23 protein-coding genes are annotated in these 25,302 nt (G+C 67.3%); 14 read left to right on the top strand and 9 right to left on the bottom strand.

What is annotated here, in order from left to right:
* Position 1 precedes the first annotated feature (1 nt).
* The 4 genes from SMD14_RS19280 to SMD14_RS19295 all read right to left on the bottom strand — a co-directional run bounded on the left by SMD14_RS19280 (position 2) and on the right by SMD14_RS19295 (position 7,041).
* The gene (locus tag SMD14_RS19280; RefSeq protein ID WP_321214713.1) at positions 2 to 1,093 is read right to left on the bottom strand and encodes an iron-siderophore ABC transporter substrate-binding protein; all 1,092 of its coding nucleotides are present in this window, start codon (positions 1,091 to 1,093) and stop codon (positions 2 to 4) included.
* Positions 1,094 to 1,301: 208 nt separating this feature from the next.
* On the bottom strand, positions 1,302 to 4,781 hold the full coding sequence (locus SMD14_RS19285; protein WP_321214714.1) for an ATP-binding protein: 3,480 nt from the start codon (positions 4,779 to 4,781) through the stop codon (positions 1,302 to 1,304).
* Positions 4,778 to 5,590: a DUF4194 domain-containing protein gene (locus SMD14_RS19290; RefSeq protein ID WP_321214715.1), complete on the bottom strand. Its 813-nt coding sequence runs from the start codon at positions 5,588 to 5,590 to the stop codon at positions 4,778 to 4,780. The genes SMD14_RS19285 and SMD14_RS19290 overlap by 4 nt, the downstream gene beginning before the upstream one ends.
* Complete coding sequence (locus tag SMD14_RS19295) at positions 5,587 to 7,041, bottom strand: DUF3375 family protein (protein ID WP_321214716.1); 1,455 nt, start codon at positions 7,039 to 7,041, stop codon at positions 5,587 to 5,589. Before SMD14_RS19295 ends, SMD14_RS19290 begins: the two co-directional genes overlap by 4 nt.
* 230 nt (positions 7,042 to 7,271) lie before the next feature.
* Here SMD14_RS19295 and SMD14_RS19300 point away from each other — a divergent pair, with 230 nt between their 5' ends.
* From SMD14_RS19300 to SMD14_RS19310, 3 genes are all read left to right on the top strand, one after another.
* Positions 7,272 to 7,574 carry a hypothetical protein gene (locus tag SMD14_RS19300; RefSeq protein WP_321214717.1) on the top strand — a complete coding sequence of 101 codons (303 nt, stop codon included), beginning with the start codon at positions 7,272 to 7,274 and terminating at the stop codon, positions 7,572 to 7,574.
* 62 nt (positions 7,575 to 7,636) lie between these two features.
* The gene (locus SMD14_RS19305; protein WP_157240396.1) at positions 7,637 to 9,682 is read left to right on the top strand and encodes an acyl-CoA dehydrogenase family protein; all 2,046 of its coding nucleotides are present in this window, start codon (positions 7,637 to 7,639) and stop codon (positions 9,680 to 9,682) included.
* A 64-nt stretch (positions 9,683 to 9,746) separates the two neighbouring features.
* Positions 9,747 to 10,586, top strand: a complete 840-nt coding sequence (locus tag SMD14_RS19310; RefSeq protein WP_321214718.1) for a YrzE family protein — start codon at positions 9,747 to 9,749, stop codon at positions 10,584 to 10,586.
* Here the strand turns inward: SMD14_RS19310 and SMD14_RS19315 are convergent, their stop codons facing one another.
* Positions 10,587 to 10,985, bottom strand: a complete 399-nt coding sequence (locus SMD14_RS19315; RefSeq protein ID WP_321214719.1) for a YchJ family protein — start codon at positions 10,983 to 10,985, stop codon at positions 10,587 to 10,589.
* Positions 10,986 to 11,148: 163 nt separating this feature from the next.
* On the opposite strand from SMD14_RS19315, the gene SMD14_RS19320 reads away from it, so the two are divergent.
* The 6 genes from SMD14_RS19320 to SMD14_RS19345 all read left to right on the top strand — a co-directional run bounded on the left by SMD14_RS19320 (position 11,149) and on the right by SMD14_RS19345 (position 16,971).
* On the top strand, positions 11,149 to 11,931 hold the full coding sequence (locus tag SMD14_RS19320; RefSeq protein ID WP_321214720.1) for a hypothetical protein: 783 nt from the start codon (positions 11,149 to 11,151) through the stop codon (positions 11,929 to 11,931).
* Positions 11,932 to 11,958: 27 nt separating this feature from the next.
* The gene (locus tag SMD14_RS19325; protein WP_157240392.1) at positions 11,959 to 12,963 is read left to right on the top strand and encodes an aldo/keto reductase family protein; all 1,005 of its coding nucleotides are present in this window, start codon (positions 11,959 to 11,961) and stop codon (positions 12,961 to 12,963) included.
* Between the two features lie 64 nt (positions 12,964 to 13,027).
* A complete protein-coding gene (locus SMD14_RS19330; RefSeq protein ID WP_321216314.1) occupies positions 13,028 to 13,825 on the top strand; it encodes an SDR family oxidoreductase in 798 nt (265 codons plus the stop codon).
* 117 nt (positions 13,826 to 13,942) lie between these two features.
* Positions 13,943 to 15,070 carry a sulfite oxidase gene (locus SMD14_RS19335; RefSeq protein WP_321214721.1) on the top strand — a complete coding sequence of 376 codons (1,128 nt, stop codon included), beginning with the start codon at positions 13,943 to 13,945 and terminating at the stop codon, positions 15,068 to 15,070.
* A 57-nt stretch (positions 15,071 to 15,127) separates the two neighbouring features.
* On the top strand, positions 15,128 to 15,511 hold the full coding sequence (locus SMD14_RS19340; protein ID WP_157240388.1) for an RNA-binding S4 domain-containing protein: 384 nt from the start codon (positions 15,128 to 15,130) through the stop codon (positions 15,509 to 15,511).
* Complete coding sequence (locus SMD14_RS19345; protein ID WP_321214722.1) at positions 15,508 to 16,971, top strand: amidohydrolase family protein; 1,464 nt, start codon at positions 15,508 to 15,510, stop codon at positions 16,969 to 16,971. Before SMD14_RS19340 ends, SMD14_RS19345 begins: the two co-directional genes overlap by 4 nt.
* Positions 16,972 to 16,983: 12 nt before the next feature.
* Here SMD14_RS19345 and SMD14_RS19350 read toward each other — a convergent pair whose 3' ends face one another.
* Positions 16,984 to 17,490, bottom strand: a complete 507-nt coding sequence (locus tag SMD14_RS19350) for a hypothetical protein (protein ID WP_321214723.1) — start codon at positions 17,488 to 17,490, stop codon at positions 16,984 to 16,986.
* A 113-nt stretch (positions 17,491 to 17,603) separates the two neighbouring features.
* On the opposite strand from SMD14_RS19350, the gene SMD14_RS19355 reads away from it, so the two are divergent.
* From SMD14_RS19355 to SMD14_RS19365, 3 genes are all read left to right on the top strand, one after another.
* Positions 17,604 to 19,223: an HNH endonuclease gene (locus tag SMD14_RS19355; protein WP_409339694.1), complete on the top strand. Its 1,620-nt coding sequence runs from the start codon at positions 17,604 to 17,606 to the stop codon at positions 19,221 to 19,223.
* A 152-nt stretch (positions 19,224 to 19,375) separates the two neighbouring features.
* Positions 19,376 to 19,993 (top strand): uracil-DNA glycosylase, encoded by a 618-nt coding sequence (locus tag SMD14_RS19360; protein ID WP_321214724.1) that lies wholly within the window; start codon positions 19,376 to 19,378, stop codon positions 19,991 to 19,993.
* 75 nt (positions 19,994 to 20,068) lie between these two features.
* Positions 20,069 to 21,331 carry an MFS transporter gene (locus tag SMD14_RS19365; protein WP_321214725.1) on the top strand — a complete coding sequence of 421 codons (1,263 nt, stop codon included), beginning with the start codon at positions 20,069 to 20,071 and terminating at the stop codon, positions 21,329 to 21,331.
* Positions 21,332 to 21,374: 43 nt separating this feature from the next.
* Here SMD14_RS19365 and SMD14_RS19370 read toward each other — a convergent pair whose 3' ends face one another.
* From SMD14_RS19370 to SMD14_RS19380, 3 genes are all read right to left on the bottom strand, one after another.
* Positions 21,375 to 22,625 carry a HipA domain-containing protein gene (locus SMD14_RS19370; RefSeq protein ID WP_321214726.1) on the bottom strand — a complete coding sequence of 417 codons (1,251 nt, stop codon included), beginning with the start codon at positions 22,623 to 22,625 and terminating at the stop codon, positions 21,375 to 21,377.
* The gene (locus SMD14_RS19375; protein ID WP_321214727.1) at positions 22,622 to 22,846 is read right to left on the bottom strand and encodes a helix-turn-helix domain-containing protein; all 225 of its coding nucleotides are present in this window, start codon (positions 22,844 to 22,846) and stop codon (positions 22,622 to 22,624) included. Before SMD14_RS19375 ends, SMD14_RS19370 begins: the two co-directional genes overlap by 4 nt.
* Positions 22,847 to 23,004: 158 nt before the next feature.
* Complete coding sequence (locus SMD14_RS19380; RefSeq protein ID WP_157240379.1) at positions 23,005 to 23,418, bottom strand: hypothetical protein; 414 nt, start codon at positions 23,416 to 23,418, stop codon at positions 23,005 to 23,007.
* 89 nt (positions 23,419 to 23,507) lie between these two features.
* On the opposite strand from SMD14_RS19380, the gene SMD14_RS19385 reads away from it, so the two are divergent.
* Positions 23,508 to 24,209 carry a FadR/GntR family transcriptional regulator gene (locus SMD14_RS19385; protein ID WP_321214728.1) on the top strand — a complete coding sequence of 234 codons (702 nt, stop codon included), beginning with the start codon at positions 23,508 to 23,510 and terminating at the stop codon, positions 24,207 to 24,209.
* 30 nt (positions 24,210 to 24,239) lie between these two features.
* Positions 24,240 to 25,298, top strand: a complete 1,059-nt coding sequence (locus SMD14_RS19390) for an asparaginase (RefSeq protein ID WP_321214729.1) — start codon at positions 24,240 to 24,242, stop codon at positions 25,296 to 25,298.
* Positions 25,299 to 25,302 lie beyond the last annotated feature (4 nt).

Below are 25,302 nucleotides of genomic sequence, written 5' to 3' on the forward strand. Positions count from 1 at the left end.
ATTACTTCACAGCATCCGCTGCGGTGGCCAGCTGGGGCAGGAACGTATCCAGCGACCACGGCAGGCTCAGCGGGGAGGAAGCGGAGATGGACAGCGTCAGGGTGTTGTCCGAATCAGCAACCAGGGCGCCGTTCTTGATGGCCGGGATCTGGCTCAGCAGGGGATCTGACTTGATGGAGTCAGCGGTGGCTGCATCCGGCACCCAGGTCACGAAGATGTCCGATTCGAGCTCATTGGCCTTTTCAGCCGACCAGGGGAGGAAGAACTCCTTGGAACCCTTGGACTTCTCCTCAACGATCGGGGCCAGCTTCATGCCGATCCCGCTGAGGAAGCGCGGGCGGTTGTCCATGGCGGTGTAGACGTTGACGCCGTCGCCCTTGGCCGGCTCGAGGTTGCCGTAGATGAAGCTCTTGCCGGCCAGCTGCGGGTACTCGGCAACCTTGTCCTTGATGGCGGCCTCCGTGTCGGAAATCAGCTTGGTTGCCTCGGCGTCCTTGCCAAGTGCCTTGCCGATGATGGAGGTGGAGTCCTGCCAGGAAGTTCCGTAAGCGAGTTCCGGATGGGCCACAACCGGGGCGATCTCGCTCAGTTTCTTGTAGTCCTCCTCGGTGAAGCCGGAGTAGGCGGCCAGGATGACGTCCGGGGTGAGCTTGGCGATCTCGGTGAAGTTGATGCCGTCCGCCTCGGAGTACTGGACCGGGGCCTTGTCCGAGCCGAAGCCGGCGCCAAGCTCCTCCAGGGCTGCGTCCTTCCAGGGCGTGGAGCCCTGCTCGTTGCCGCCCCATTCGTTCTTGGGAACGCCCACCGGGACAACGCCCAGGGCAATGGCCACATCGTCATTGACCCAGGAAACGGTGGCTACCCGGGTGGGCTGCTTCTCGATGGTGGTCTTGCCGTACACGTGCTCGATGGTGACGGGGAACTGCGCACTGCTGGAGCTGGATGCGCCGGCGTCCGTGGTGGAGGAGGCGGGGCCTGTTGAGCATGCGGAGAGGGTAAGTGCCGCTGCGGCCAGGACAGCGGTGGCCTTGCCGGCTGACTTGAACAGCGTGCGGCGGGTGGTGCCGGGCCCGGAGAAGAGGGGGGAAGTCACAGAACTCCTTAAGTGAATGAAGCGAACTTAAGTAAGGCTAACCTACCCTTATCGCCATTACGCAAGGTTTCTGTAACTTATTCCCCTTCGTGACGAAGCACACACCCCCGCCGACGCTCTCTCACTTAATGCAGGAAAAACCCAAACCCTCTATCACCGGGTGATGGAGGGTTTGGGGAAAAGGCACATTAAGTGAGAGAGCGTGCCGTCAGCGCAGGACGATGTCCACCGGGTTCGCTTCGGAGCGCCAGGCGCCTTCTTCGCCCGGCCGCGGTTTGATGACAGGCGCCGTGAGCACGCCGGAGCGGTTGGTGCGCTTGTCGCGGAGGATTTCGGTGACGGAACCGAGGTGCCGGGAGAGGTCGATGACGTTCTCCGGCGCAGCCAGCAGCAGCTGGAACCCGAACTCGTGCAGCGCCTTGATCCCGGCGCCCGCAAACTCCTCGGACGCCAGCACGAATGCCTCGTCCATCATCACGGTGCCGTAGGTGGTGAAACCCTGCTCGGCGATGCCCAGCTGGTAGCTCAGGGCCGCGGCCATGATGAAGGCCGTGAAACGCTGCCGTTCACCGCCGGACATGGATCCGGTGTCCGCGTGCATGAAGACCTCGGACTTTTTGGCGCCGCCCTTTTTGCCCGACGCCGGCCCTGCAACCTCGCGGTGTTCCTTGCACTGGATGAACAGGTGGCCGCGCACGTCCAGCACCTCGGCCCGCCAGCGCCTGTCCTCGGGCGCCTGTGAGCCCAGCCGCTTCACCAGGGTTTCCAGGGACTTGTAGCGGGCGGTGAGCTCGGCGTCGTCGTCCCTCTCCTGGCCCTGGCCCTCCGCCTTGGAGGCGTCCGCGCGGGCGGGCCGGGTGTGGCGCGCCCGGAGCGCGCTCTGGATGGCGTCCTTGAACTGTTTGGCAGTGGGCGGCAGCGTCTGCTTGATGTCCAGCTCCAGGAAGCTGCCCTCGTGGAAGTTGACCTGCGAGAGGATGCCGTTCAGCGGAAGGATCCGGCTGCTGATGGAGCGGCGTTCCTCGTCCAGCAGGTGCAGGAGGGTGCTGAAGGATTCGTGCGTGCGCTGGTTGAAGAACTGCCGGAATTCCGCCTCCTGCGCAGGCAGCCCGTCGCTCACGATCGCATGGTAGCGGGTCTCGAACTCACCCGCGGCGCCAATGGAGGTGCCATGGTCCGCGGAGATGGCACTCCCCCACTCCCGGACGAACCCCTCGAAAATCCTCGTGAGCCGCTCGGCCGTCGCCTGCCCGCGCGACTCCGCTGCGTGCAGTTCCCCCAGCAGTCCGGTCCGCACCCGGTTGGCCAGGTTGTCCAGCTCGTGCATCTCAGTAACGTCGCCGAAGCCGGCAAAGTACGGTTCCAGCGCGCTGACGGTAGCGTCCGACGGCGGCGCCTGGGCCAGGCGGTTGCGTGCGGCTTCCAGCAGTGAATCCGCCGCGGTCAGCTGCCGGTCCAGCGACTTGTATTCGCTTTGCAGGACGGCGGCGGCCTCGGTGCTGGACTGGTGCTTCTGCCGCACTTCTTCGATGGCCGCGCGGAGGGGCTCGAGGTCCGCCTGGGCGGCCAGCGCATCCTTGAGGCGCTGTTCGATCCGGGCAAGCTCCTCGGCAGCGACCTCCGCCGAAACCTGTTCCCACGAACGGTGGTCCTCCGCGATCCGGCGCAGGGCCTCCAGCTGCCGGCTCATGCCCTGGTGCGAGTCTTCCCGGCTCTGCGCCAGCTCAGCCGCCTTGGCAACCTCCTGCCGCAGGTCCTCCACCTGGCCGGCCACGAGTTCCAGCTTGGCGGCATTGTCGAACCCGAGGACGTAGTCCTGCCGGCTGGTGAAGCGGTCGTCCTTTTCCACCGTGTGGCGGTTGCGCTTCACCACGCCGCCCAGGCTGAGGCCACGGTCCAGCCCGGCGAGCTCGTCCGGATCCTCTACGCAGGGATAGGCGAAATCCAGCGCGATCCGCTCACGGATCCAGGAACCTGCCTCGGCCGCGACGCCCGTGGTGAGGATGTCCAGCTTGGTGAGCAGGTCGCCGTCGTGCACGTCCTCCAGCGCCAGCGCACCGCCGGAGAGCGGCTTGGACACGTCAACTGCGCGCAATGCTCCGCGCACGTTGTGGTCGTTGAGGTAGCGGGTCACGGCAGCGAAGTGGGCACCGGGCACCAGGAGCGTGGTGGCGAGGTTGCGGAGCGCGCGCTCGGCGGCGGGGCGCCATTTTTCCTCCCCCTCGGCAAGGTCCATCAGCTCGCCGGCGAACGGCATCCGGTCCTCGGGTATGCCGGTGGCGGCAGCGATCGCTGCGCGGTTTTCAATGCTCGACGGCGGCAGCAGCGACTTGCGCGTCTTCAGCGAGACGAGCTCCTGCTCGGCTGCGGCCAGCTCCCGCTTCTTCGTGGCGTGCGCGTCGAACGCTTCGAAGCGCAGCTCCTGCAGGGCCTGGGAATCGTCCTTGAGCTCTGCCGACCTCGCGGCCGCCTGCTCGTGCGCCTGTTCCCAGCCGCCGGAGGTCCACTCCAGCTGCAGGCCGGCGTCGGCCAATGCCTGGCGCGCCGCCTCCTCCACCTGCTCGCGGAGCTTCAGGCCCACGCGCGCGTTCTCCAGCGACTGCTCAATGGCGGAAATCGCGTTGCCGCCCTGGTTGTTGTAGTCCGCCTCCAGCTGGCGCAGTTCCTTGGCCAGCCCGTCCCGGACCGTTCGTTCGGCGCCGAGCTCCTTGGCCTTCGCCTGGGCCAGCTCCTTGAAGCGGAGCAGCGTTTTTTCGTGTACCGTGACGGCCAGCTGCTGCTTGTAGGCCTCGAATTCTTCGCCTGCCAGGTCCCGCAGCCGGTTCGCGTCCAGCAGCGCCTGTGCATACTCCTTGTTGAGCCCGGGAACCGGGGCGAGCTGGTCCCGCTGCTGCCGGACGTCCTCCAGCCGCTGCCGGATGGACATCAGGTTGCTGAATTCCTCCACGACGTCGTCCGCTGCCGCGAGCGTGGCCGGGGCGTCCAGGACCTGGTCGCGGAAGAACGTGTTGACGCTGCCGCCCAGGCCCTTGCCGGCCTGGATCACGCGCAGGAGCGGAAGGGCCTGGTCCGAGTTGATGCCGAGCAGCCGGCGGAACCGTTCCGCAAACGCCTTGTGGACATCGAAAACCTGGGCGTCCGGGAAAATCGCCTCCAGGGCAGCCTTGGTGAACCGTTTGTCCGCGATGCCCTCCAGCGCCTCCAGGTCCAGCGGCTGGTGGTCGACCAGGTAGAACCGTCCCACGCTGGACTCCGTGCCGTTCTTGGGCAGGTCGAACAGCGCGGACACGGTAACCCGCGTGCCGGCGGCGTTGTCGAACGTCAGGGCGACGGCGGACCAGGTGGCCCCGGGCCGCTGGAAGGCACTCGCCGAGCCCTCGCCGACGGCCTTGTCGCCCACCTTGCCGCGCATGTACGTAAACGTGGTCCGCTTGTCCTCCACGGCACCGCCGGACCGCTGGGCGGCGGCCTCGTTGGACCTCGGCCGGGCGTCGAAAACCCGCAGCATGGCATCAAACAGCGTCGACTTGCCTACACCTGAGTTGCCGGTCAGCAGCGTGCCGTTCCGGTCCACGTGCATCGTGTGCGCCCCGTGGAACGTGCCCCAGTTGACCACCTGCACCAGGGCAAGGCGCATCTGGCCGGGGTTCGTCAGCTCGCCCATCGGCAGCATGCTCGCGATGCTCACCGGGCATCCTCCACTTCGGTTGCGTCCCCGGTCCCGGCGGGGTCAGCCGCCGGATCCGAGTCCAGCTCTATTAATGCCTCGGTGCCCGCGGGATCTGTGGTCGCCGCCACCAAGGCTTCTATTTGGGCCGGGATGTCGCCGATGTTCTCGAAGGGGAGGGCCAGGGGCAGGGCGTTGGAGATGGTGTAGACGTCCTCCAGGCCCGTGGGCAGGAGTAGCTGGCGGGCGAGGAGCTTGGTGATGGCCCTGTTCACCACGTCCGAATCCCGGAGCGCGTCCTGCTGGCCCGCGGGCTGGTAGTGCGCCACGAGGTCGGCGATCTCCTCGCGCGTGATGGTGGGGTCCGTCTGCGCGGTGACATGCCGGTCCAGCAGCAGGCGCAGGCGGAGAAGCACAATGGTCTCCACCCGGCTGAGCGCACGCTGCTGCCGGAGGATGCTGGAGCGGGCGCTGCCCCCGATCGCGTCCGGATCCACCGGCCGCAGGACGGCGATCTTCCGTTCGTGGTCCAGTTCCATGGTGAGGAACAGCTCCGACAACCGGCTGCGCAGGATCACCTGGTTGTCCAGGAGGACGGTCCAGAGCTTCTCGTCCCGGCCGCCGTCGATATACGGACCCTTGAGGAGCTTCACCAGTGCCTGCCGCACCTTCATCGGGAGAACGCCAGTATCACCCGGGAAGAGGGCCGCACCGTCGACGAACGTATCGCGCGGGGTGACGGCGAAAGGCCGTTCCGCACCGGACGCCGCCCCCGCCCCTTCGCCGCGCTCTGCCTCCGGGGCCGCCGTCGTGGTCATTTCTTCAGTCATCGTGAATCCTTTGGAAGCGTGACCAGCGGCAGGTAGGCCCTGCGTGAGGTTCCGTCTATCTGTTCGAAGTCCAGGGCGTCGAGGGCTTCCTTGTCGAAGCCCGCTCCGGCGTGGAGGGCGTGGGAGAGGAGCGCCCGGATGGTGTTGATGTGCTGCTCTTCCGGGGGCAGCTGCTGCCAGGCTTCGGAAAGCGTGGCGGCGCCGGCCATGGCCGCGCGCACCACCTCGGGCTTGGCCTTGCCGGTCCTCGGCGAGCGCACGCGGTCGGCATCGCTGAAGGCGATGGGGTCCGCAAGTTTGGGCGGAGCTGCGAACTCGTCAGGGTCGAAGAGCTTGACCATGGACAGCGACTCGAACCCGGCGTTGAAGAGGACAGGACCGCGGACCAGGCCGGGGCGTTCCCGTTCGTACGGAAGGGACCGGATGGCCTGCTCGGCTTCCCGGAGGACCTGGCGGAGCCGGACCGACTGGCGGAAGTCGTCGCTTTGCACGTACGTGTTGAGGCTTTCGCTCAGCTTGCCGTAGATCCGCTGGATCTGGCTGTGCTGCTGGCGAAGCTCGGCCACCAGGTTCTTCAGCGTTTCCCGGTCCTCGGGCGAGAGGTCGTCGGCGAACTGCCGGCTGAGGACCTCGCCGATCGCGGACCGGAACCTCAGCTGCTGCTGCGGGTCCTCGAGGAACGCGGTGAAGGAACGGAAGGTCCTGCCCTCGGGGCTCTGGCGGAGGCGCTTGTCCGCTTCCAGGACCTGGGCCATGGTGGCGCCCTTGGTGAGCGACTCCTCGATGATCTGGTTGCGCAGCCCGCCCACCAGTTCCTCGATCCGGTCACGCATCTTTTTGTAGTCGGCCGGCAGGCTCGCGGCGAGGTCCAGGATGTTGCCCGCGGCTTCCACCGCCTGGTCGTCGTCCAGCAGGCCGTCGAACTCGCCGGAGCTGATGTCCTGGATCAGCTGCTGGCGTTCTTCAATCTCCTCTTCCAGCGACTCGAGGCGGGCGCTCTGGTCCGGGTTGGTTTCGTTGGCGAGCTTCTCGACGTCGCCCAGCAGCGTGCCGAGGCGCGACCCGTTGAGGGTGGAGCGTTCGCTGGAGAGGCTGTCCAGGAAGGCGAGCACACGGGCGGCCGGTTCCGTTACCTCGTAAACGATCTGACCGGACTGGTTCCGCCGCGTCAGGAACTGCCGGCGCGTCCACTCGTCGCCAAAGGACTTTCCGTTGGCGCCGCCGCCCAGCCCGGGATCCTGCCTGCGCAGCTCCTCAAGGAAGGAGTCGACGTCGGCGTGGAACTCCTCGAGCGGAAGCTGGGGGCGGGTGCGGGTGAAGGATGCCTGCAGCACCGCGATCACCCAGGGCGCCGAGCGCGTCAAGGCCCAGGCGGGTCCTTTGGTCAGGAGTTCGAGGTCCCGGAGCCGGGCGCTGATGGCGTCAGCGGATGACCTGGCGGAGCGGGGCACACACTCTCCTTGGGCTGTTTGCGGGGGGCGGGGCGGCGGCTTGGATCGAAAACTGCCAACTACAAGGTTAACGCAGGCGCCGCGACCGCTTCGTGACCTACCCGGCCGTAGTGTTTCGATCCCATACCAACAGCTACTTCCGGCCCGGCGGCTATGGCTGGCCGGAGAGGTCCCACCCTACGCTTCTGCTACTGATCTCAACCAAAGCAACGTCGCAGCAGGGGGACTCAATGCACTTCGATCTCAGTTCAGTTGAAACCGCCACCTTGGTCTTCGCGGGCACCCTGGTGTTCGCGGTGGTCCTGGCAGCATTCGTCCTGGCAGCAGGACTGGTTGCCCTGGTGCTGCTGGGGATCGGAAAGCTGGGCTGGACCGTGGTTTCCACCACCCTCCTGGCCGTGGTCCACGGCATCAACGCAGGCTGGGACAGGCTGGTGCACCACGCGGCGACGGTGGATGTTTCCGGGGATTTCCAGGCCCAGCACTCCCCTAGCACCGGAACCTACCCGCGGGTAATCTTGAGGGACAGCTGAAGGGTTCTCCAACCCGGCGGATCCATGGCTACACCCGGCCATTCCGGCCAAGGAGATAACCCATGAGCTCCGCCACTGACAGCACCTCCGCAACAAGCCCCGCCACCGGCCTCCCCGTTTCCACCGCAACGGCAACGGACGCGCACCCCGGGGAGACCCCCGTTCCCGCCGGAAAACTAGGTGCCGGCGCCACAGCCCAGGACGCCCGCGCCGTGGCAGAGGCCGCCCGGGAAACCGGCTGGGAGCGCCCAAGCTTCGCGAAGGGACTCTACCTGGGCAGCTTCGACCTCGGGCTGGTCCACCCTTGGCCCACCCCCGATCCTGCCTCCGTGGAGCGGGGCGAAGCATTCATGGAGCGCCTGACCGGGTTCGCCCGCACCATGGACGGCCGGGTGATCGAGCGTGAGGCCAAGATTCCGGACGAGTACATCCGGGGCCTGGCGGACCTCGGTGTCTTCGGGATGAAGATCCCGGAGGAATACGGCGGCCTGGGGCTCTCCCTGGTTTACTACGGCCGTGCCCTGGCGCTCCTGGGCAGCGTCCATCCAAGCCTCGGCGCCCTCCTCTCGGCCCACCAGTCCATCGGAGTGCCGGAACCGGTCAAGGTTTTCGGAACCCCTGAGCAAAAGCGCGAGTACCTGCCCCGCTGCGCCGCCGGGGCCATCACCGCCTTCCTGCTGACGGAACCGGATGTGGGCAGCGATCCCGCCCGGCTGGGCAGCACGGCGACGCCAACGGATGACGGCGAGGCGTATCTCCTGGACGGCGTCAAGCTGTGGACCACCAACGGGGTGGTTGCGGAACTGGTGGTGGTGATGGCCGTGGTCCCTGCCCACACGGACGCGGACGGCACCGTGCACAAGGGCGGCATCAGCGCGTTCGTGGTGGAGATGGACTCGCCGGGCATCACCGTGGAGAACCGGAATGCGTTCATGGGCCTGCGCGGGATTGAGAACGGCGTCACCCGGTTCCACCAGGTCCGCGTGCCGGCTGCCAACCGGCTGGGGCGCGAAGGCCAGGGCCTGAAGATCGCACTGACCACGCTCAATACCGGGCGCCTCGCGCTGCCGGCGCTATGCGTCGCCTCCGGCCGGTGGAGCCTGAAGATTGCCCGGGAATGGTCCAACGCCCGCACCCAATGGGGCAGGCCGGTGGGCGAGCACGAGGCCGTGGGCAAGAAGATCGCCTTCATCGCGGCCTCCGCCTTCGCCCTGGATGCGGTGTTCGAACTCTCGGCCGAACTTGCGGACGCCGGCCAAAAGGACGTGCGGATTGAAGCCGCCCTGGCCAAGCTCTGGGCCACTGAAATCAGCTGCCGGATTGCCGACGAACTGGTGCAGATCCGCGGCGGCCGGGGCTTTGAGACCGCCGATTCCCTGGCTGCGCGCGGCGAGCGCGCCGTCCCGGCCGAGCAGCAGCTGAGGGACCTGAGGATCAACCGGATTTTCGAGGGTTCCTCGGAGATCATGCGGCTGCTGATCGCCCGGGAAGCGGTGGACGCCCACCTGGCCGCCGCGGGCGAGCTGGCATCCCTGGACGCAAGCCTGTCCGATAAGGCGAAGGCCGCCGTCGGCGCTTCCGGCTTCTACGCCAAGTGGCTCCCCAAGCTGGTGGCCGGAGCCGGCATGGACCCGCGTTCGTACAGCGACTTCGGCCGGCTGGCCAAGCAGCTGCGGTTCGTGGAGCGCTCGTCCCGGCGCCTTGCACGGCAGACGTTCTACGCCATGGGCCGCTGGCAGGCCAGGCTCGAAAGGAAGCAGGCGTTCCTGGGCAGGGTGGTGGACATCGGCGCCGAGCTGTTCGCCATGACGGCCTGCTGTGCCAGGGCGGAGATGCTGCTCCACACCGCTCCCGAAAAGGCCGCCAGCGCCTACGAGCTCGCTGAGGCGTACTGCGAGCAGGCCAGGGTGCGCGTGGACGAGTACTTCGACCAGCTGTGGCGTAACACGGACGACGGCGACCATGCCCTCACGCGGAAGGTCCTCGCCGGAGATTACACCTGGCTGGAGGAAGGCGTGCTGGACCAGTCTGAAGGAACGGGTCCGTGGATTGCCGACGCCTCTCCCGGCCCCTCCCAAAAGGACAACCTGCACCGCAGATACCGGTAGAACTGCAGGTCACAAAATAGTAAGCATCCTTGCTATCCCTCCGGGCCGATGGTTGAGTTGATCCATGAGCAGCTCAACAGACCCAGACAACCTGCCCCCGAGGCGAGCCCGGGAGGACGCTGACCGGAACCGAAGCCATCGCGGCGATACCGCCGGCGGCGAACCCACGCGCGCCTACCAACAGGTGCCGGCAAGCGATGCAGCCCCCACCTCCGCGTACGACCGCGTGCCCGCGGAACACACAGGACCGGCCGGCGCCCATGCGGAGCGGGACTACGTCCCCACGTCCTCCGCGCCGGCTGTTGATCCGAACCTCACTGACCGGCAGACCGCCGTCGCGCGGGAAAAGGAACGGTTCGGCGGCATCAAGGTGGGCTCCGCGTTCTTCGGCTGGCTCACGGCCACCGGCATGGCCGTCCTGCTGACAGCCCTTGTGGCGGCGGCCGGAACCGCTGTTGGCCTGGCCACCAACACGGATGTCAACGAGGCAGTCAACCAGGCTGCCCGGAACCAGGGCACGGTGGGGCTGGTGGGCATCATTGTCCTGCTGGTCATCCTGTTCCTGTCCTACTACTGCGGCGGCTACGTGGCAGGGCGAATGGCGCGCTTCAACGGCGCCAAGCAGGGCGTCATGGTGTGGATCTGGGCGCTGATCGTGGCAGTACTCGTTTCCATCCTTGGCCTCGTGTTCGGACAGCAGTTCAACGTCCTGGCCAACCTGAACAGCTTCCCGCGCATCCCCGTCAATGAAGGCCAGTTGACCACCACCAGCATCATTGCCGCCGTGGTGGTTGCCTTGGTGGCCCTGGTAGGTGCAGTACTGGGCGGACTCGCGGGCATGCACTTCCACCGGAAGGTGGACCGCGCCGGCTTCACGCCGGACAACGACTACGACGACGAGTAGTCAGGGCAGCATCTTCCCGTCCAGATAGAGCCACCGCCGATGTTCCCGGATGAACCTGCTGTTCTCATGCAGGACCCCGCGTTCGCCGCCGTGCCGATAGTAGGCCTTGAACTCCACGGTCCCTTCGGTATCCAGCGGCCCGCCCCGGGACGTGGAAAGGATATCCAGGCGCCGCCACTCCATCCCCGGGTCCAGTACCAGCTCCGCCGGCGCTGTCCGGGGATGCCAGGTGCGCCGGAGGTAGTCACCGTCAAGGAGCACGAACGCGCTGTACCGGGAGCGCATCAACTGCTCCGCGGTGGCGGCCTCCGCCGCGCCCCGGTGGAACCGCCCGCAACACTGTCCGTACGGCTCTCCGGACAGGCACATGCAGTTTTCGTGGTCCCTGGACTCGGTCATCCAACCGATGCTGTCACATGGGTAACAGCTTTGCTACAACCAGGGAAGCAGCCGGGCACCCGGCGGCACGGCCCCGCAAAAATCCGTAAGGTGGAGAAGGAGCCGGCGCGCAGGCAGAGTGGTGCCGCCGCCGGCCCCGCTGCAGGCAGAGAGGAGAGATGACGTGGAAAATCCGGATACGCTCATCCTCAACCTGACTTTTTTGGGCACCGTGGGAGTCGCCTTCCTGATGTTCCTGGTCCTCTTCCTGCTGGGGGTCATCACCTTGGTCCTGGCAGGACTAGGCCGGCTCGCCGCCGTTTTGCTGTTGGCCCTGTTCGGCAGGGGCACCGGAAACGAATCACTCCCGCTGGTGCGCTTGACCGGGCCTGCCGGTAGCCGGCCGGGCACGGCCGACGACGGTGCCGGCGCGGCATCCGCAGCGCGCCGTCCACGCGCCGGACTGCTCGTGCGGGCCTTCCGCCGCCGGCCGGGAAAGGCGCCCCGTGGTTGGCGCACCGCGCTGAAACCCGCCCACGTGAAGTCGTCGCTGCGCACCGCCGTCGAACACCACCCTGCGCTGGCTGCCGCCCGCCGCGAACCGCCCGTCCTGACGGAGGACTGGGCCGCCGCCGTCGCGGACGCGGACGCCCGCGCAAAGGCGAGGGCGCGTGCAGCAAAGCCGCAAATAAAACTCTCGGTGCGCGATCTTCCTGATCCAAGAGTGCCGGCTGAAAAGGTGGCGGAAGTGGCGCCGCTGGTGGAGTCCGCGCTTGATAACAGCCGCCCTTCCCACGAGCTGCCGCGGTCCTTCAAGAAGCCGCAGGCCCCCCGCCCCCTGGCTCCGCTGGACACCGGCTCGCTGCTGTCCCTGTCCGGTCCGGCGCACATCGGCAAGGCGGCAGCGGAAACAGGCAAGGGTCCAGGAACGGGCTCCGCTTCAAAGGGTAGACAGCCCTTACCCTGAGCAACCATCTGGGCTAGCGTGAAACCCATGGAATTCAGATACCTCGGAAACAGCGGGTTCAAAGTCTCGGAAATCACGTTCGGCAACTGGCTCACGCACGGCTCGCAGGTTGAAAACGACGTCGCCTCGCAGTGTGTGCGCGCCGCCCTTGACGCCGGCATCAGCACGTTCGACACCGCCGACGTCTATGCCAATACGGCTGCGGAAACCGTACTGGGCGAAGCCCTGAAGGGCGAGCGCCGCGAATCCCTCGAGATCTTCACCAAGGTTTACGGCCCCACCGGCCCCAAGGGCAAGAATGACCTTGGCCTGTCCCGGAAGCACATCATGGAGTCCATCAACGGCTCCCTCCGGCGGCTCCAAACGGACTACGTGGACCTCTACCAGGCCCACCGCTACGACTTCGAAACCCCGCTTGAAGAGACCATGCAGGCGTTCGCGGACATCGTCCGGCAGGGCAAGGCCCTGTATATCGGCGTCAGCGAGTGGACCGCGGAGCAGCTGCGTGAAGGCCACGCCCTGTCCAAGGAACTCGGCTTCCAGCTGATCTCCAACCAACCGCAGTATTCCATGCTGTGGCGGGTCATCGAGGCGGAGGTTGTGCCGGCGTCGGAGGAGCTGGGCGTGTCCCAGATAGTCTGGTCGCCCATGGCCCAGGGCGTCCTCAGCGGCAAATACCTTCCCGGCCGGCCCGCCCCCGAAGGCAGCCGCGCCACGGACGAGAAGGGCGGAGCCAAGATGATCGAGCGCTGGATGCGCGACGACGTCCTGGCCGGTGTCCAGGAGCTCAAGCCCATTGCCGAGGAAGCCGGGCTGTCCATGCCGCAGCTGGCGGTGGCCTGGGTGCTGCAGAACCCGAACGTTGCCTCAGCCATCGTGGGCGCCTCCCGCCCCGAGCAGATCGCGGACAGCGTGGGCGCTGCAGGCGTGAAGCTTGAACCGGAGGTCCTGAAGAAGATCGATGACGCCATCGGTTCGCTGGCCGAGCGCGATCCCGCCCAGACCAAGTCCCCGGCCAAACGGGAAGCATAGGCGGCCGGTGGCTTCCGAACTCCCGGACTTAGCCGTCACGGGTTCCACCGGCGGGCTGGGCGGAATGGTGGCGCGGCACCTTGCCGGGCTGGGTTCCGCCCAGCGCCTGCTGGTCCGCGATGCCGCCCGCGCCCCTGAACTGGACGCCGCCACGGCTGACGTGTGCAGCTATGAGGATTCGGCAGCCGCCCGGCGCGCCCTCGAGGGAGTGAAAGTCCTGTTCATGGTGTCTGCTGCGGAAACCGAGGACCGGGTGCAGCAGCATCGCGGCTTCGTGGATGCGGCTGCCGCCGCCGGCGTGGAGCATGTGGTGTACACGTCCTTTTATGGCGCGGCGCCGGATGCCGCCTTCACGCTGGCCCGGGACCATTACGCCACTGAGGAGCACATCAGGGCGTCCGGTTTGGAGTTCACGTTCCTGCGGGACAACCTCTACCTTGATTTCCTGCCGCTGCTGGCCGGGGAAGACGGCGTGATCCGCGGTCCGGCCGGCACCGGGGTCTTCTCCGGGGTTGCCCGCGAGGACGTTGCCCGCTGCGCCGTTGCCGTGCTGCGCGACCCCGCCATCCACAAGGGGACCACCTACAACCTGACCGGCCCGGAGGAACTGACGTTGGCACAGGCCGCCGGGATCATTACCGAACAAACCGGGCGGACCATCACCTACCATCCGGAAACTATGGAGGAGGCGCACGCATCCCGGGCGTCCTACGGCGCCCCGCCTTGGCAGGTGGACGCATGGGTGAGCACGTATACAGCCATTGCCGCCGGGGAGATGGCAGGGATATCGCCCGATGTCCATGGCCTCACCGGGCAGGACCCGATCAGCCTGGCCGAGTTCCTGGCGCGTCCGCAGCTCTAGCCCCTGCGCACCCGGGCGGCGCCTCTCCGTTGACGGGCGGGCGGGGCGGGCGTAGACCTGAGGCAAGGGCGCTTCCAGCCCGCCGAGCAGAATCCCAGGCAAAAGAGTCGCAGCGCCATGAAACAGACCTACACGAACCAGCAGTCTTCCGGTCCGGCCACAGCGGCGGGGCGTCCGGCGCCGCCCGCGGCCGCGCCCACCACGGGCCCGCTCACCCCGGAGGAACTCCAGCTGGGTGCGCGCAACCACTCCATGCCGCTGGAGGCGCTCCGCCGGGACATCACTCCGCCCGGGCTCCACTACGTGCTGACGCATTTCGATATCCCTGACGTCGATGCCTCCTCGTGGCACCTCCGGATCAGCGGCGCGGTTGAGATGGCCCTGGAACTGAGCATGGCGGCCCTCCGCAAGGACCCGGCCATCACGGTGCCGGTCACCTTGGAGTGCGCGGGGAACGGGCGCTCCCTCCTGAATCCGCGGCCGCTTAGCCAGCCGTGGATCATGGAGGGCGTGGGCACCGCGCACTGGACCGGGGTTCCGCTCGCCTATCTCCTGGGCAAGGCGGGCGTCCTGCCGCACGCTGTCGAGGTGGTGTTCACAGGATCGGACCAGGGTGTCCAGGGCGGCGTCCCCCAGCGCTACGCGCGGAGCCTGCCGATCCATGAAGCGATGCGTCCCGACGTCGTCCTTGCCTACAAAATGAACGGCAGCGAACTGCCGCCGCAGCACGGATATCCGCTGCGGCTGGTGGTGCCCGGCTGGTACGGCATGGCCAGCGTGAAGTGGCTGGAATCCGTTGAGGTGGTCACAGCCCCCTTCCGGGGCTACCAGCAGGAGGTTGCGTACCGCTACCAGGATTCAGCGGACGACGCCGGCACTCCCGTTTCGCGGATCAGGGTGCGTTCGCTGATGGTTCCGCCGGGCATCCCGGACTTCTTCACCCGCAAGCGACTCCTGAAGCCCGGCCCGGTGCTCCTGCAGGGCAGGGCCTGGTCCGGGAAGGGCGCGGTCACCGGCGTGGAGGTCGGCATCGACGGCACCTGGCAGCCCGCGCACCTGGAGAAGCCCGCCGGCGGATACGCGTGGCGGAAGTGGACCATGCCGTGGGTGGCGGACCCGGGCGTGCACGAGCTTTCCTGCCGCGCAACGGATGAAACCGGCGCAACCCAGCCCTTGGAGCAGAACTGGAACTACCAGGGGCTGGGCAACAACGTGGTGCAGCGGGTGAGTGTGACCGTGGAGTAACCGTTTGGCCGGCCTGGCCTCTGCGCCATGGAGCCGGGGCTATACTCGGTGCCAGCCATGACCAGCCTTCCTTCCTCCCCTGCCAGTGTCCGCATTGATGCGTGGCTGTGGGCCATCCGCGCCTACAAGACCCGCTCTGCCGCCACCGCCGCCTGCCGCGCCGGCCATGTCCGCCTGAACGGCAGCCCGGCCAAGGCGTCCGCGACGCTGGTCACGGGCGACACCGTGACGGTGCGGATGTCCGGCTACGAACGCATCCTTGAAGTGCGCCGGCTGATTGCCAAGCGTGTTGGTGCCGAGGCGGCCTCCCACTGTTTCACCGACCACACGCCGCCGCGACCGGTTGCCCCGGCACTTGGCCTGCCACAGCGCGACCGGGGTGCGGGCAGGCCCACAAAGAAGGACCGCCGCGAGATGGAACGGCTCCGCGGTTCCGCATGAGCGACCTTGTCCTGGAGAACGTGCGGATACCGGGGGACGACGCTCCCGTCAGCGTGCACATCAGCCGCGGCCGCGTGAGCCGGATCGGGGCTGCTGCGGAATTCCCCTCCGCCGCCCCCGTGATTGATGCGGAAGGGCGCCACCTGATTCCGGGGCTGTGGGATGAGCACGTCCACATGACCCAGTGGGCGCTGCACGCCAACCGTATTGACCTCTCGGCTGCCGGAACCGCCCGGGAAGCTGCCGCCGTCGTCCGTTCCTTCTTGTCCGGAGCCGACCCGTCGGTGACCGCCGTCGGCGTCGGCTTCCGGGACGCGCTGTGGCCGGACGAGCCCTCCCTGGCACTGCTGGATTCCGCCACCGGCAGCCAGCCGACGGCGCTGGTCAGCCACGACCTGCACAGCGTATGGCTCAACTCGGCCGCGGCCAGCCGGTATGGAGTGCGGGTTGAGGCTTCTGGTTTGCTGCGCGAGGAGCCTGCCTTTGCCCTGACCCGGGAACTGGGGCGGCTGCCGGACAGTGTCCTGGATGGCTGGGTCAGTGACGCCGCCCGGGCGGCTGCTGCCCGCGGCGTGGTGGGCGTGGTGGATTTTGAGATGACGTGGAACCGGGACCCGTGGCTGCGGCGCATCGCCGGCGGGTTTGACGCTTTGCGGGTGGAGGCCGGTGTCTATCCGGCAGACCTTGAGCGTGCCGTGGCCGAAGGCATGCGGACGGGGCAGGAGGTCGACGGCGGCGGCGGGTTGCTGAGGGTGGGACCGCTTAAGGTGCTCATTGACGGTTCCCTTAATACCCGGACTGCCTTTTGCGTGGATCCTTACCCTTTCGGCGGGTGCGGGCTGCTGACAGTGAGTGCTGGCGAGCTGGCGGCGTTGCTGGGGCGGGCGCGGGACACGGGGTTTGTTCCCGCCGTCCACGCCATCGGGGATGCGGCCAACCAGGTGGCCCTTGATGCTTTTGAAAGTGCAGGTGTTGGCGGCCGGATCGAGCACGCCCAGTTCGTCCGCCGGGAGGACTTTGCGCGTTTCGGGCCGCTGGGGGTGGCGGCCAGCGTCCAGCCGGTCCACGCACTGGATGACCGGGACGCCGCGGATTCCAACTGGGCCGGGCGGACGGACCGCGCCTTTCCGCTGCGGTCACTGCTCGATGCCGGGGCTTCGCTGCTGCTGGGTTCGGATGCACCGGTGGCGCCGCTCGAACCGTGGTTGGCGATGTCCGCCGCTGTCCTGCGGGCACGCAGCGACGGGCGCGGGCCCTGGCATCCGCAGGAGGCCATCACGCGGGAGGAGGCCCTCCTGGCTTCCGCCCGGGGCCGCTCGCGTGTGTGTGTTGGCGACGCCGCTGACCTGGTGCTCCTGGACGGGGATCCGCTGACTGTGCCGGAAGGGGAGTTCGCCGCGATGCCGGTGGCGGCCACGATGCTTGCCGGACGTTTTACCTACGACGGCGGATTGGCTTAGTTCCGGTTGCTTCTAGCCTTTGACGCGGGCCCTCACGAGGTTTGCGAAGGGCAACCTGCCGTACACGTCAACAAAGGCTGAGTGGTAGTCCGCCTCGGCCGTGGTGAGCTGTTCCGCGGGGAGTTCCTTCCAGGCGATGACCAGCTTTTCGGCGTCTGCGAGCTGCCAGACCAGGCGGCCGTCCCAGTGCCCCGGCGGCTTGCCCTGCCCGAAGTCCAGGAACTCCTGGATTTGCCTCCTGAGGCCGCGGTTGCCTTTACTGCCGGGGCCGGCTTTGCCCAGGTAAAGAGCCGCGGCGGTGTCCACCCATTCGGCGGCCAGGGCTGCTTCGGGGAGCGACGGGTCCTTCTTCTTGAAGACGCCGGCGGTGCTTTTCTGGAGGAAGCGGGGTTGGAACCCTTCCGGTGCCAGCACGGCGAAGAGCCCGGTTCCCTGGGGGATCCGCATGGCATCGAGCGCGCCGATTGGCCGGAAGCCGGCGAAGCCCTCCGCTTTCAGGCCCTTCTTGGTGAACTCCATACCCTCATTCAACAGCACGGCCTGTGCCCGTACGGCCTGCGGGGCTTGCCTTGGTTATCCACATACGCGCCGGCGGACCGGATTTTGTCCCACCCTGCTGGAAGAATTTGTCTATGGAAGCGGCGACGACAGCGGCAACGGGCCTGGCGGCGAAAGCAGGGCTGGAGGCAGCTGCGGGGCTGGAGGCGGGTGGCCTTGCGCGGCCTTGTGTTGCCGATACCTTTCGCGCGTTGGCTGCCGTCCGTCCCGCCGTTGACGGCCCGGGTATGATCGACCAGCTCCGCGGACTCGAGGACCTGAAATCTGCGGCTGCCGCGAAGCAGGCCGAAATCGCCGCGGCTTTCGACCTCACCCGGCGCCGGGAGCAGGCCGCCGCCGGCGTCCCGGTCGCTGAACAGGGTACCGGGGTGGCGGCGGAAATTGCGTTGGCGCGGCGGGAGCCCCCTGCCCGCGGCGCGAGGCTCCTGGGCCTGGCGAACGCCCTGGCCACCGAGATGCCCCGCACCCTGGCCGCTTTGCGGTCCGGGCAGCTGAACGAATGGCGCGCCACCCTCATCGTGAAGGAAACGGCCTGCCTGTCCGCCGCAGACCGGTGCGCCGTGGACGAGGAGATCGCCGCGGACACCGGCGCCCTGGTCGGCGCCGGGGACCGGGCCATCACCGCCGCCGTCCGCGCCGCCGCGTACCGGCGCGACCCCCACTCGGTGGCTAAACGCGCTTCCCGTGCCGTCACGGACCGCTGCGTCAGCCTGCGGCCGGCGCCTGACACCATGACCTACCTGACCGCACTCCTCCCGGTCAGCCAGGGCGTCGCCGCCTACGCGGCCCTGACCCGCCACGCGGACACGGTGAAGTCCGCTGGGGATGACCGGTCCCGGGGCGCGATCATGGCCGATGAACTCGTTGAACGCGTCACCGGCACCCCGGCCGGGATCAGCGGCATCGAAGTCCAGCTCGTCATGACCGACCGCACCCTCCTCCAGGGCGACAGCGAACCCGGCCGCCTCACCGGCTACGGCACCGTCCCCGCCCACTGGGCCCGGAAAGCAGTCCTCGGCGCGGCGGCCGGCCCGAAGTTAGCGGGCCTTGGAGCGGCTGGTCCAAGATTCACGGGTGCCGGATCTCTGGCTTCAGGATCAGCACGCCCGGCAACCAAGTCTGCCAGCGGCGCGGACGATGCCCAATATCAGGTCTGGCTCCGCCGGCTCTACACCGCCCCCGGCGCCGGGGACCTCCTGGCCATGGACTCCAAAGCCCGGCTCTTCCCGCCCGGGATCCGCCGCTTCCTCCAGATCCGCGACAACACCTGCCGCACCCCCTACTGCGACGCCCCGATCCGCCACCACGACCACATCATCCCCTGGCACCAGGACGGACCCACCACCAGCACCAACGGCCAAGGCCTCTGCGAAACCTGCAACCACACCAAGGAAACACCCGGCTGGACCGCCACACCAATCACCAAACCTGGACAGCGTCACACAGTGGAACTCCAAACCCCCACCGGCCACACCTACCACTCCACAGCGCCGCCGCTGCCGGGCACCGCCCCGGCTAATACACCCCCTACTGACACAGCACTGGCCGACACCGCATCAGTTGGCGCGCAAGTGCGCTCGAGGCCGGCATCCGGGCCGGCACTTGACGGGCTGCCGTGGCGCCATCGCCGAAAACACCGCCGACGGGCCAAAGCAGCCAGGCTCGCCCGTCACAGGCAATCCCTGACGGCGTGAGGACAAAGCACGCTAAGGATCACCGGAAATGCCTTCGTTAGCGTGCTCCGCGCACAAGGGAGAGAGAACTTCCCCTGCCCACCCTTCAGCCCGGAAGCGTAGAGTGGCCTAAGACGCCTGATTCTGGACGCCTTGCTGCTGAGGGAGAAATCGTGACGATTGATTGGGACGAGAAAAAGGCCCTGCTACAGGAACCGAACATTGCCAAGGTCACGCAGCTGTGCGATGAACTGATGGCAAAGAAGCCAGGGTCTGTCGTCCCCTATATCGACCCTGTGCATGACGAGGATGAGTGCCGGATTGTCAGCCTGCAGGTCAGCCCCGGGAAGGGCACCGAGTCCGGCTTCGTCTCGCATTACAACGACGACGAGGCCGCCCGCCGCGCCACCCAGATCTATGAACTGGCGGAACTCGATCCCCGCTATGTGATGCCGTGGAACGCCTATCCCTGGGTCCGCGACCCGGACATGCCCTCCGCCCTGAATGTGCAGGAGAAAACGGACGGTCTGCGCCCGTTCCGGCAGTTCCTGAAGATCAACTCCCGGGTCTCGGCAATCATCGCCCACGGTACCGATGCATCGACCTTCCTCACCCTCTTCGAGAAGACCTACCACCAGTCCCTGAAAAACAGCGGCATCAAGATATACAAGGCCACCGCCTTGGGAGGACGGGCCTTCGCCGTTTCCGAAACGAAACAGGAAGAGCTCCTGGCCAAGAACGTGGATGTTTACAAGGACGCCATGCAACGGGCCGGGATCCAGCACCTCTAGCCTGGCAGGTCCAGAGAGTCCTCGCCGACGCTCGCCATGAATGATTCAGGACCTGACCCGACCAGGCCTCCCAGCGTGAAGAGCACCACCGGCAACGCCGGCAGCCGGAGGGTGGCGGGACCGCCGCTGACGGCCTTCCGCTTCATCCTGGTCTTCGGCGTTGTCAGCGCTCTGATGGACATGGTCTACGAAGGTGCCAGGAGCGTCACTGGCCCCTTCCTGGGCGCGCTTGGCGCCTCGGCCCTCCTGATCAGTGTCATCACGGGCGCCGGTGAGGCAGTCGCCCTCGTTCTGCGCCCGGTCTTCGGACGCTTGGCGGACCGGCCCCGGCTAAGGTGGGCATTGGCGCTCACGGGCTACGGACTCACCGCGCTCTCGGTGCCCCTTCTGGGGATCACCAGCGCCTTGTGGATTGCCTGCCTGCTCGTCCTGATGGAGCGCCTGGGCAAAGCCGTGCGGAGCCCGGCAAAGGACACCATGCTCGCGGAAGCCGGCACCCGGCTGGGCCGCGGCAAGACCTTTGCTTTCCACGAAGCCCTCGACCAGGCGGGAGCCTTCCTCGGCCCGCTCCTGATCGGTGTGGCCTTCTCGCTCTCCGGCAGCTACGGCCCGGGGTTCCTCCTGCTTGCTCTTCCCGGAGTGGCAGCAATGCTGCTCCTCGTCTGGCTCAGTAAACGCGTCCCTGACCCGTCCCTCTATGAACAACACCAGCCCCCCGACGGCTCCGTCAGCCACTCGGGATCAGCCACCCCGGGTCCGGCAGTGGCGACTCCCCAGGCGTCGTCCAGGATTCCCCGGCAATTCTGGATGTACGCAGCATTCAGCAGCCTGACTATGTTCGGCTATGCAACGTTCGGGCTCCTGTCATTCCACCTCGTAGCCACCGGGCTCCTGCCGCCTGCCGTGGTGCCTGTCCTCTATGCGGTAGCCATGGCGGTCGATGCCGTGGCAGCTCTGGCATCCGGCTGGCTCTACGACAAAATCGGCTTGAAGGTCCTCATCGCCCTCCCACTTCTCGCAGCGGCCATCCCGTGGTTCGGTTTCAGCAACCACACCGCACTGGCGGTCGCGGGTGTGCTGATGTGGGGAGCCGCCATGGGCGTTCAGGAAAGCACCATGCGTGCAGCCGTCTCCGAACTGGCACCTACAGGACGGCGTGGCAGTGCCTACGGTATCTTCACCGCCTGCTACGGCATCGCATGGCTGGCCGGGAGCGTCCTCATCGGACTTCTGTACGAACGGTCAATATTCGCCCTCGCCGTTACCCTGACCGTCATCCAAGCCGCGGCCCTGGCCGTCTTCGTCATTGTCCGGCCCCACCATGCGTCCGGCTCCTGAGATCTCAGGCCCCGCGCCACATCTGGTCAGCCCGCAGCGCGGATCAGCCTTCCAGCAGTCTTCTCCGGTGCTTCAACTCCTTGACCCACGCCCTGGTGACGAGGTCCGGGAACGGCGAGCCGCCGTCGTCGTTATTCTTCTGTCCGGCCCCGTCCAGGCCGCGGAAAGCCGTCCCGGATTCCAGGTCAGCCAAAAGCGGTCCTGACGCCTTTAAGGCAATCTCCAGCACCTGGGCGGCCGCCCGCCCGGTAAGTCCGAGCTCCGTCGCCCAGCCCAGGAAGTGGCGGCGGGAAATCCCGGTCCGTTTGCCATTCATGGCCAGCGCCAGAGTCTTATCGCCGTAGATCACTGTGGAGGGGATGTCATAGACGGGCGCGATGGTCCACTCGCCGGAAGGCAGCTGGACCATGGAGACGTTCTTGGCATGCAGGTCACCGTTTCCCGTCAGCCACGCGTAGGCGCCCTGGATGGCAAGGTTCCTGAGGGCCGGAAGAGGCGCCGTGCAGTGGTCCGCGAGCGCACGGCAGACCTGCGAATAGCTGACGTTGTACTTGTCCGCCGGATAGAGCTTCAGCACCTGCGCGCCGTCCTCGACAGCCAGCCGCCGCACCCCATCCGATCCGCCGCCGGGCACGGGAACGCGGTCGAAGCGCTCCACCAGCAGCCCCGGGCGGCCCGCAACATCATGCATCAGCCGGACGCGGCTCAGCGGAATCCTCAGCTTGGCCGCGTAACGAAACATCACCAGCTCGTTCTCCACCACATGCGGGAACTCGGGGGCGTTGAGTTTGAGGATGAACTGGCGACCGGCGCCGGCCACCGGCACCGAGATCATTCCGGCGGACAGCTTGTCCTGCACGCCGGCCAGGGCCACCGGGTCGATCAGATCGGGGTCGCCCAGCAGCTGGTCGAAATCCACGGCTTGTTTTGGATCAACCCGGACCGCGTGGTCATCCGGATCCAGCGGCTCCCCGTGGCCCACGATTTGCACATCACCCACAGGATTGGCGCCGGCCGCGATAAGCAGGGAGAGATCGTCATCAGCGCTGGTCTTGATGGACCGCCGCAGCGCATTAAGGCGCCGGCCCTCGGGCAGCAGGCCGGTGAAGTAGGGCGGGGCGGCCCCTGCCGCGGACAGCACCGGTTCGCTGGTGAGCGGCAGGGAAGTCGCGACGGCGGGTCCCCCGGCTTGGAGGTAGGCGGGCAGGTAGCTGAACCGCGTGCCGCCGTCGTGCCTTTCGAGCCGGGCAGCGAGCAGGCCGGCCTTGTAGATGTCCGCGATGCGGTGCCTCACTGCTCGGCGCTGCTCTCCGGACCGGCGACCGCACGTGCGGCTTGGCTGGTGCGCGTGGCGATCTGCAGCTCCAGCCCAAGGGTTTCGAGGAGCACAACGAGGGAATCCAGCTGGACGCTTGGCTTGCCCTGCTCCACGAAGCGCACGAAACGCTCGGAGACGCCTGCCATGTCGGCGAGGTCCTGCTGCGTCAGGCGGAGGAACGTGCGCCGGGCGCGCACCTCGGCGGCGAGCTGCTCGGAAAAGGAACGCGTGGGAAGCCTCCTCAGGTACGAACGTGCCGGTTAGTCGTCACCAGAAGCCTACTCCGGCCAGAGGGCACCCGTACACAGCATTTCCGGTACGAGCGTGCCGATCCCACCCCTGAGATAGACGAGCGCTAGAAGAGCGGTGCGGTGTTCTTCTCCACCAGGGCGGGATTGCCTACCGATTCCCGCTTCTTCCTGAGGAATCCGGCCCGCTGGTACCGCTGCGCCATGATGAACCCGGCGGGCGTGCCCTGCTCGTAGGACTCAACGAAGACGGCCTCCTGCCGCCCCTCCGACGTTGTCATGAAACCGTCCCAGGCAAGGGCGACGCGATCTGGCAGCGGTTCCTGCAAAACCGACTCCCGGGCGGCCGCAACGCCTGCCTCAAGCTGGCCATCCACAAGATAACGCTGCAGGCTGCGCTGTCCCCCATGCTCCCGGATGACAAACGGGACCAGGTCCGTGCCGGACGAGACCACCGAATCAATGGCGTGATCCAAGGCCATGAACGCAAGGTTGACGAGTTCCTCCGAGTATTCGTCCATAGCAGGAGGCTAACGGGCCGGGCAGAGGAAAAGAATAGCGACGGCGGCCCTACATTGACACGCGCTGTGACCCCTGCCATATTTAAAGCGTGAACCTGTCAGACAGCCGGACAGCAGGACAGCCTGCACCCCTTGCGCGGCTCAGCGCTGCCGAAGCGGTGTTCAACGCGATCCGGCAGGACATCGAGTCCGGCCTGGTTCCGGTGGGCAGCAAGCTCAGTTCCGAGGCCAGCCTCTCGCAGCAGTACGGGGTAAGCCGCTCGGTCATCCGCGAAGCCCTGCGCTCCTGCACCGCGCTGGGCCTGACGGTCACCAAGACCGGGAAGGGGACGTTCGTCGTCGCGGACAAGGTGGCCAACGACCTCATGCTCGGCCAGTACTCCGCCCGCGACCTGACCGAAGCCAGGCCGCACATCGAAGTCCCTGCCGCCGGGCTGGCCGCCGAACGGCGCACCGAGGAGGAGCTGGAAACCCTCCGCCACCTGGTGGCCGCCATGGCCACCGAGACAGATCCGGAATCCTGGGTTGCCCTGGACTCCACCTTCCATGCGGCCATCGCCGGCGCCAGCGGAAACAAGGTGTTCGCAAGCGTGGTGGCGGACATCCGCGGAGCCCTGGCGCATCAGTCCGAAACCTTGAACATGGTGGCAGACAGGCAGCACGCCTCCGACGTGGAACACCAGGAGATCCTCGCCGCCATAGAGGCCGGCTCCCCGGAAGCGGCGCGCAAGGCAATGGCCTACCACCTCCACGCCGTGGGCCAGGCCCTCGACTCCATCCTCAACAACTAGCCACAACCAAGTACCCCACCCAAGGAATCCATGCCCTCCCCTGTGCTTTCTGCTGCCCGCGACGCTGCTGCGCTGCTTCCGCAGCACGCTCCCCTGGTCACCGCCACCCGTGACGGACTGGTGGAAAGCATCCACTACGGATCGGCCATCGCCCTCGAAGCGGACGGCACTATGGCAGCGGCGGCAGGCGCACCCTCGGCGCCGTTCTACCCCCGGTCCTCCCTCAAGCCGCTCCAGGCCGTCGCCATGGTCCGCGCCGGACTCGAACTCCCGGCAGACCTCCTGGCCCTGGCCGCCGCGAGCCACTCGGGCGGTGCAATGCACCGCCAGGGAGCGCTGCGGATCCTCGAACAGCACGGGCTCAGCGTCAGCGACTTCGGCAACAGCAGGGATCTCCCCTACGGCGCAAGCGAGCGCGAAGAATGGCTGCGCACCGGGGGCCGGTCCACGCAGCTCACCCAGAACTGCTCCGGCAAGCACGCTGCCATGGCAGCCACGTGCGTCATCAACGGCTGGCCCGTCGAGGGTTACCTGGATCCGTCGCACCCGCTGCAGCGGCTGGTTGCGGAGACCGTTACCGAACTGGCCGGGGAAGAGCCGCTCGGCCTCAGCACCGACGGCTGCGGAACACCGCTGTTTGCCCTGACCTTGTCCGGCATGGCCCGCGCCTTCGGGCTGATTGCCCGCGCCGCCGCGGAGGACTGCGCCGGCGTTGGTGCACACGACGCCGAAGCCGCCGTCGGCCTCGCCATGCAGCAGCACCCGGAGATGGTGGCCGGCGAAAGCCGCGACGTCACCGAACTGATGCGCCTCCTTCCGGGCGCGGTGGCGAAGGACGGCTTTGAAGGCGTCCAGCTGGTGGGCCTGGCGGATGGCCGGTCCGTGGGCGTGAAGATTTCCGACGGCGGCGACCGCGCCCGGATGCCGGCCACCGTCAAGCTGCTGGAGGCACTGGGCGTGGACACCGCTCCGCTGGCTGCCCTCGCAACCGCCCCGGTCCTCGGCGGAGGCCGCCAGGTGGGCCTGCTGCAGGCCGCCGGCTTCCTCTCCGAACCTTTCCTGTCCACACCCGTCAACGAAGCCCCGTAAGGAC

Source organism: Pseudarthrobacter oxydans, from assembly GCF_034258515.1.
In the GTDB taxonomy this organism is placed as follows: Bacteria; Actinomycetota; Actinomycetes; order Actinomycetales; family Micrococcaceae; genus Arthrobacter.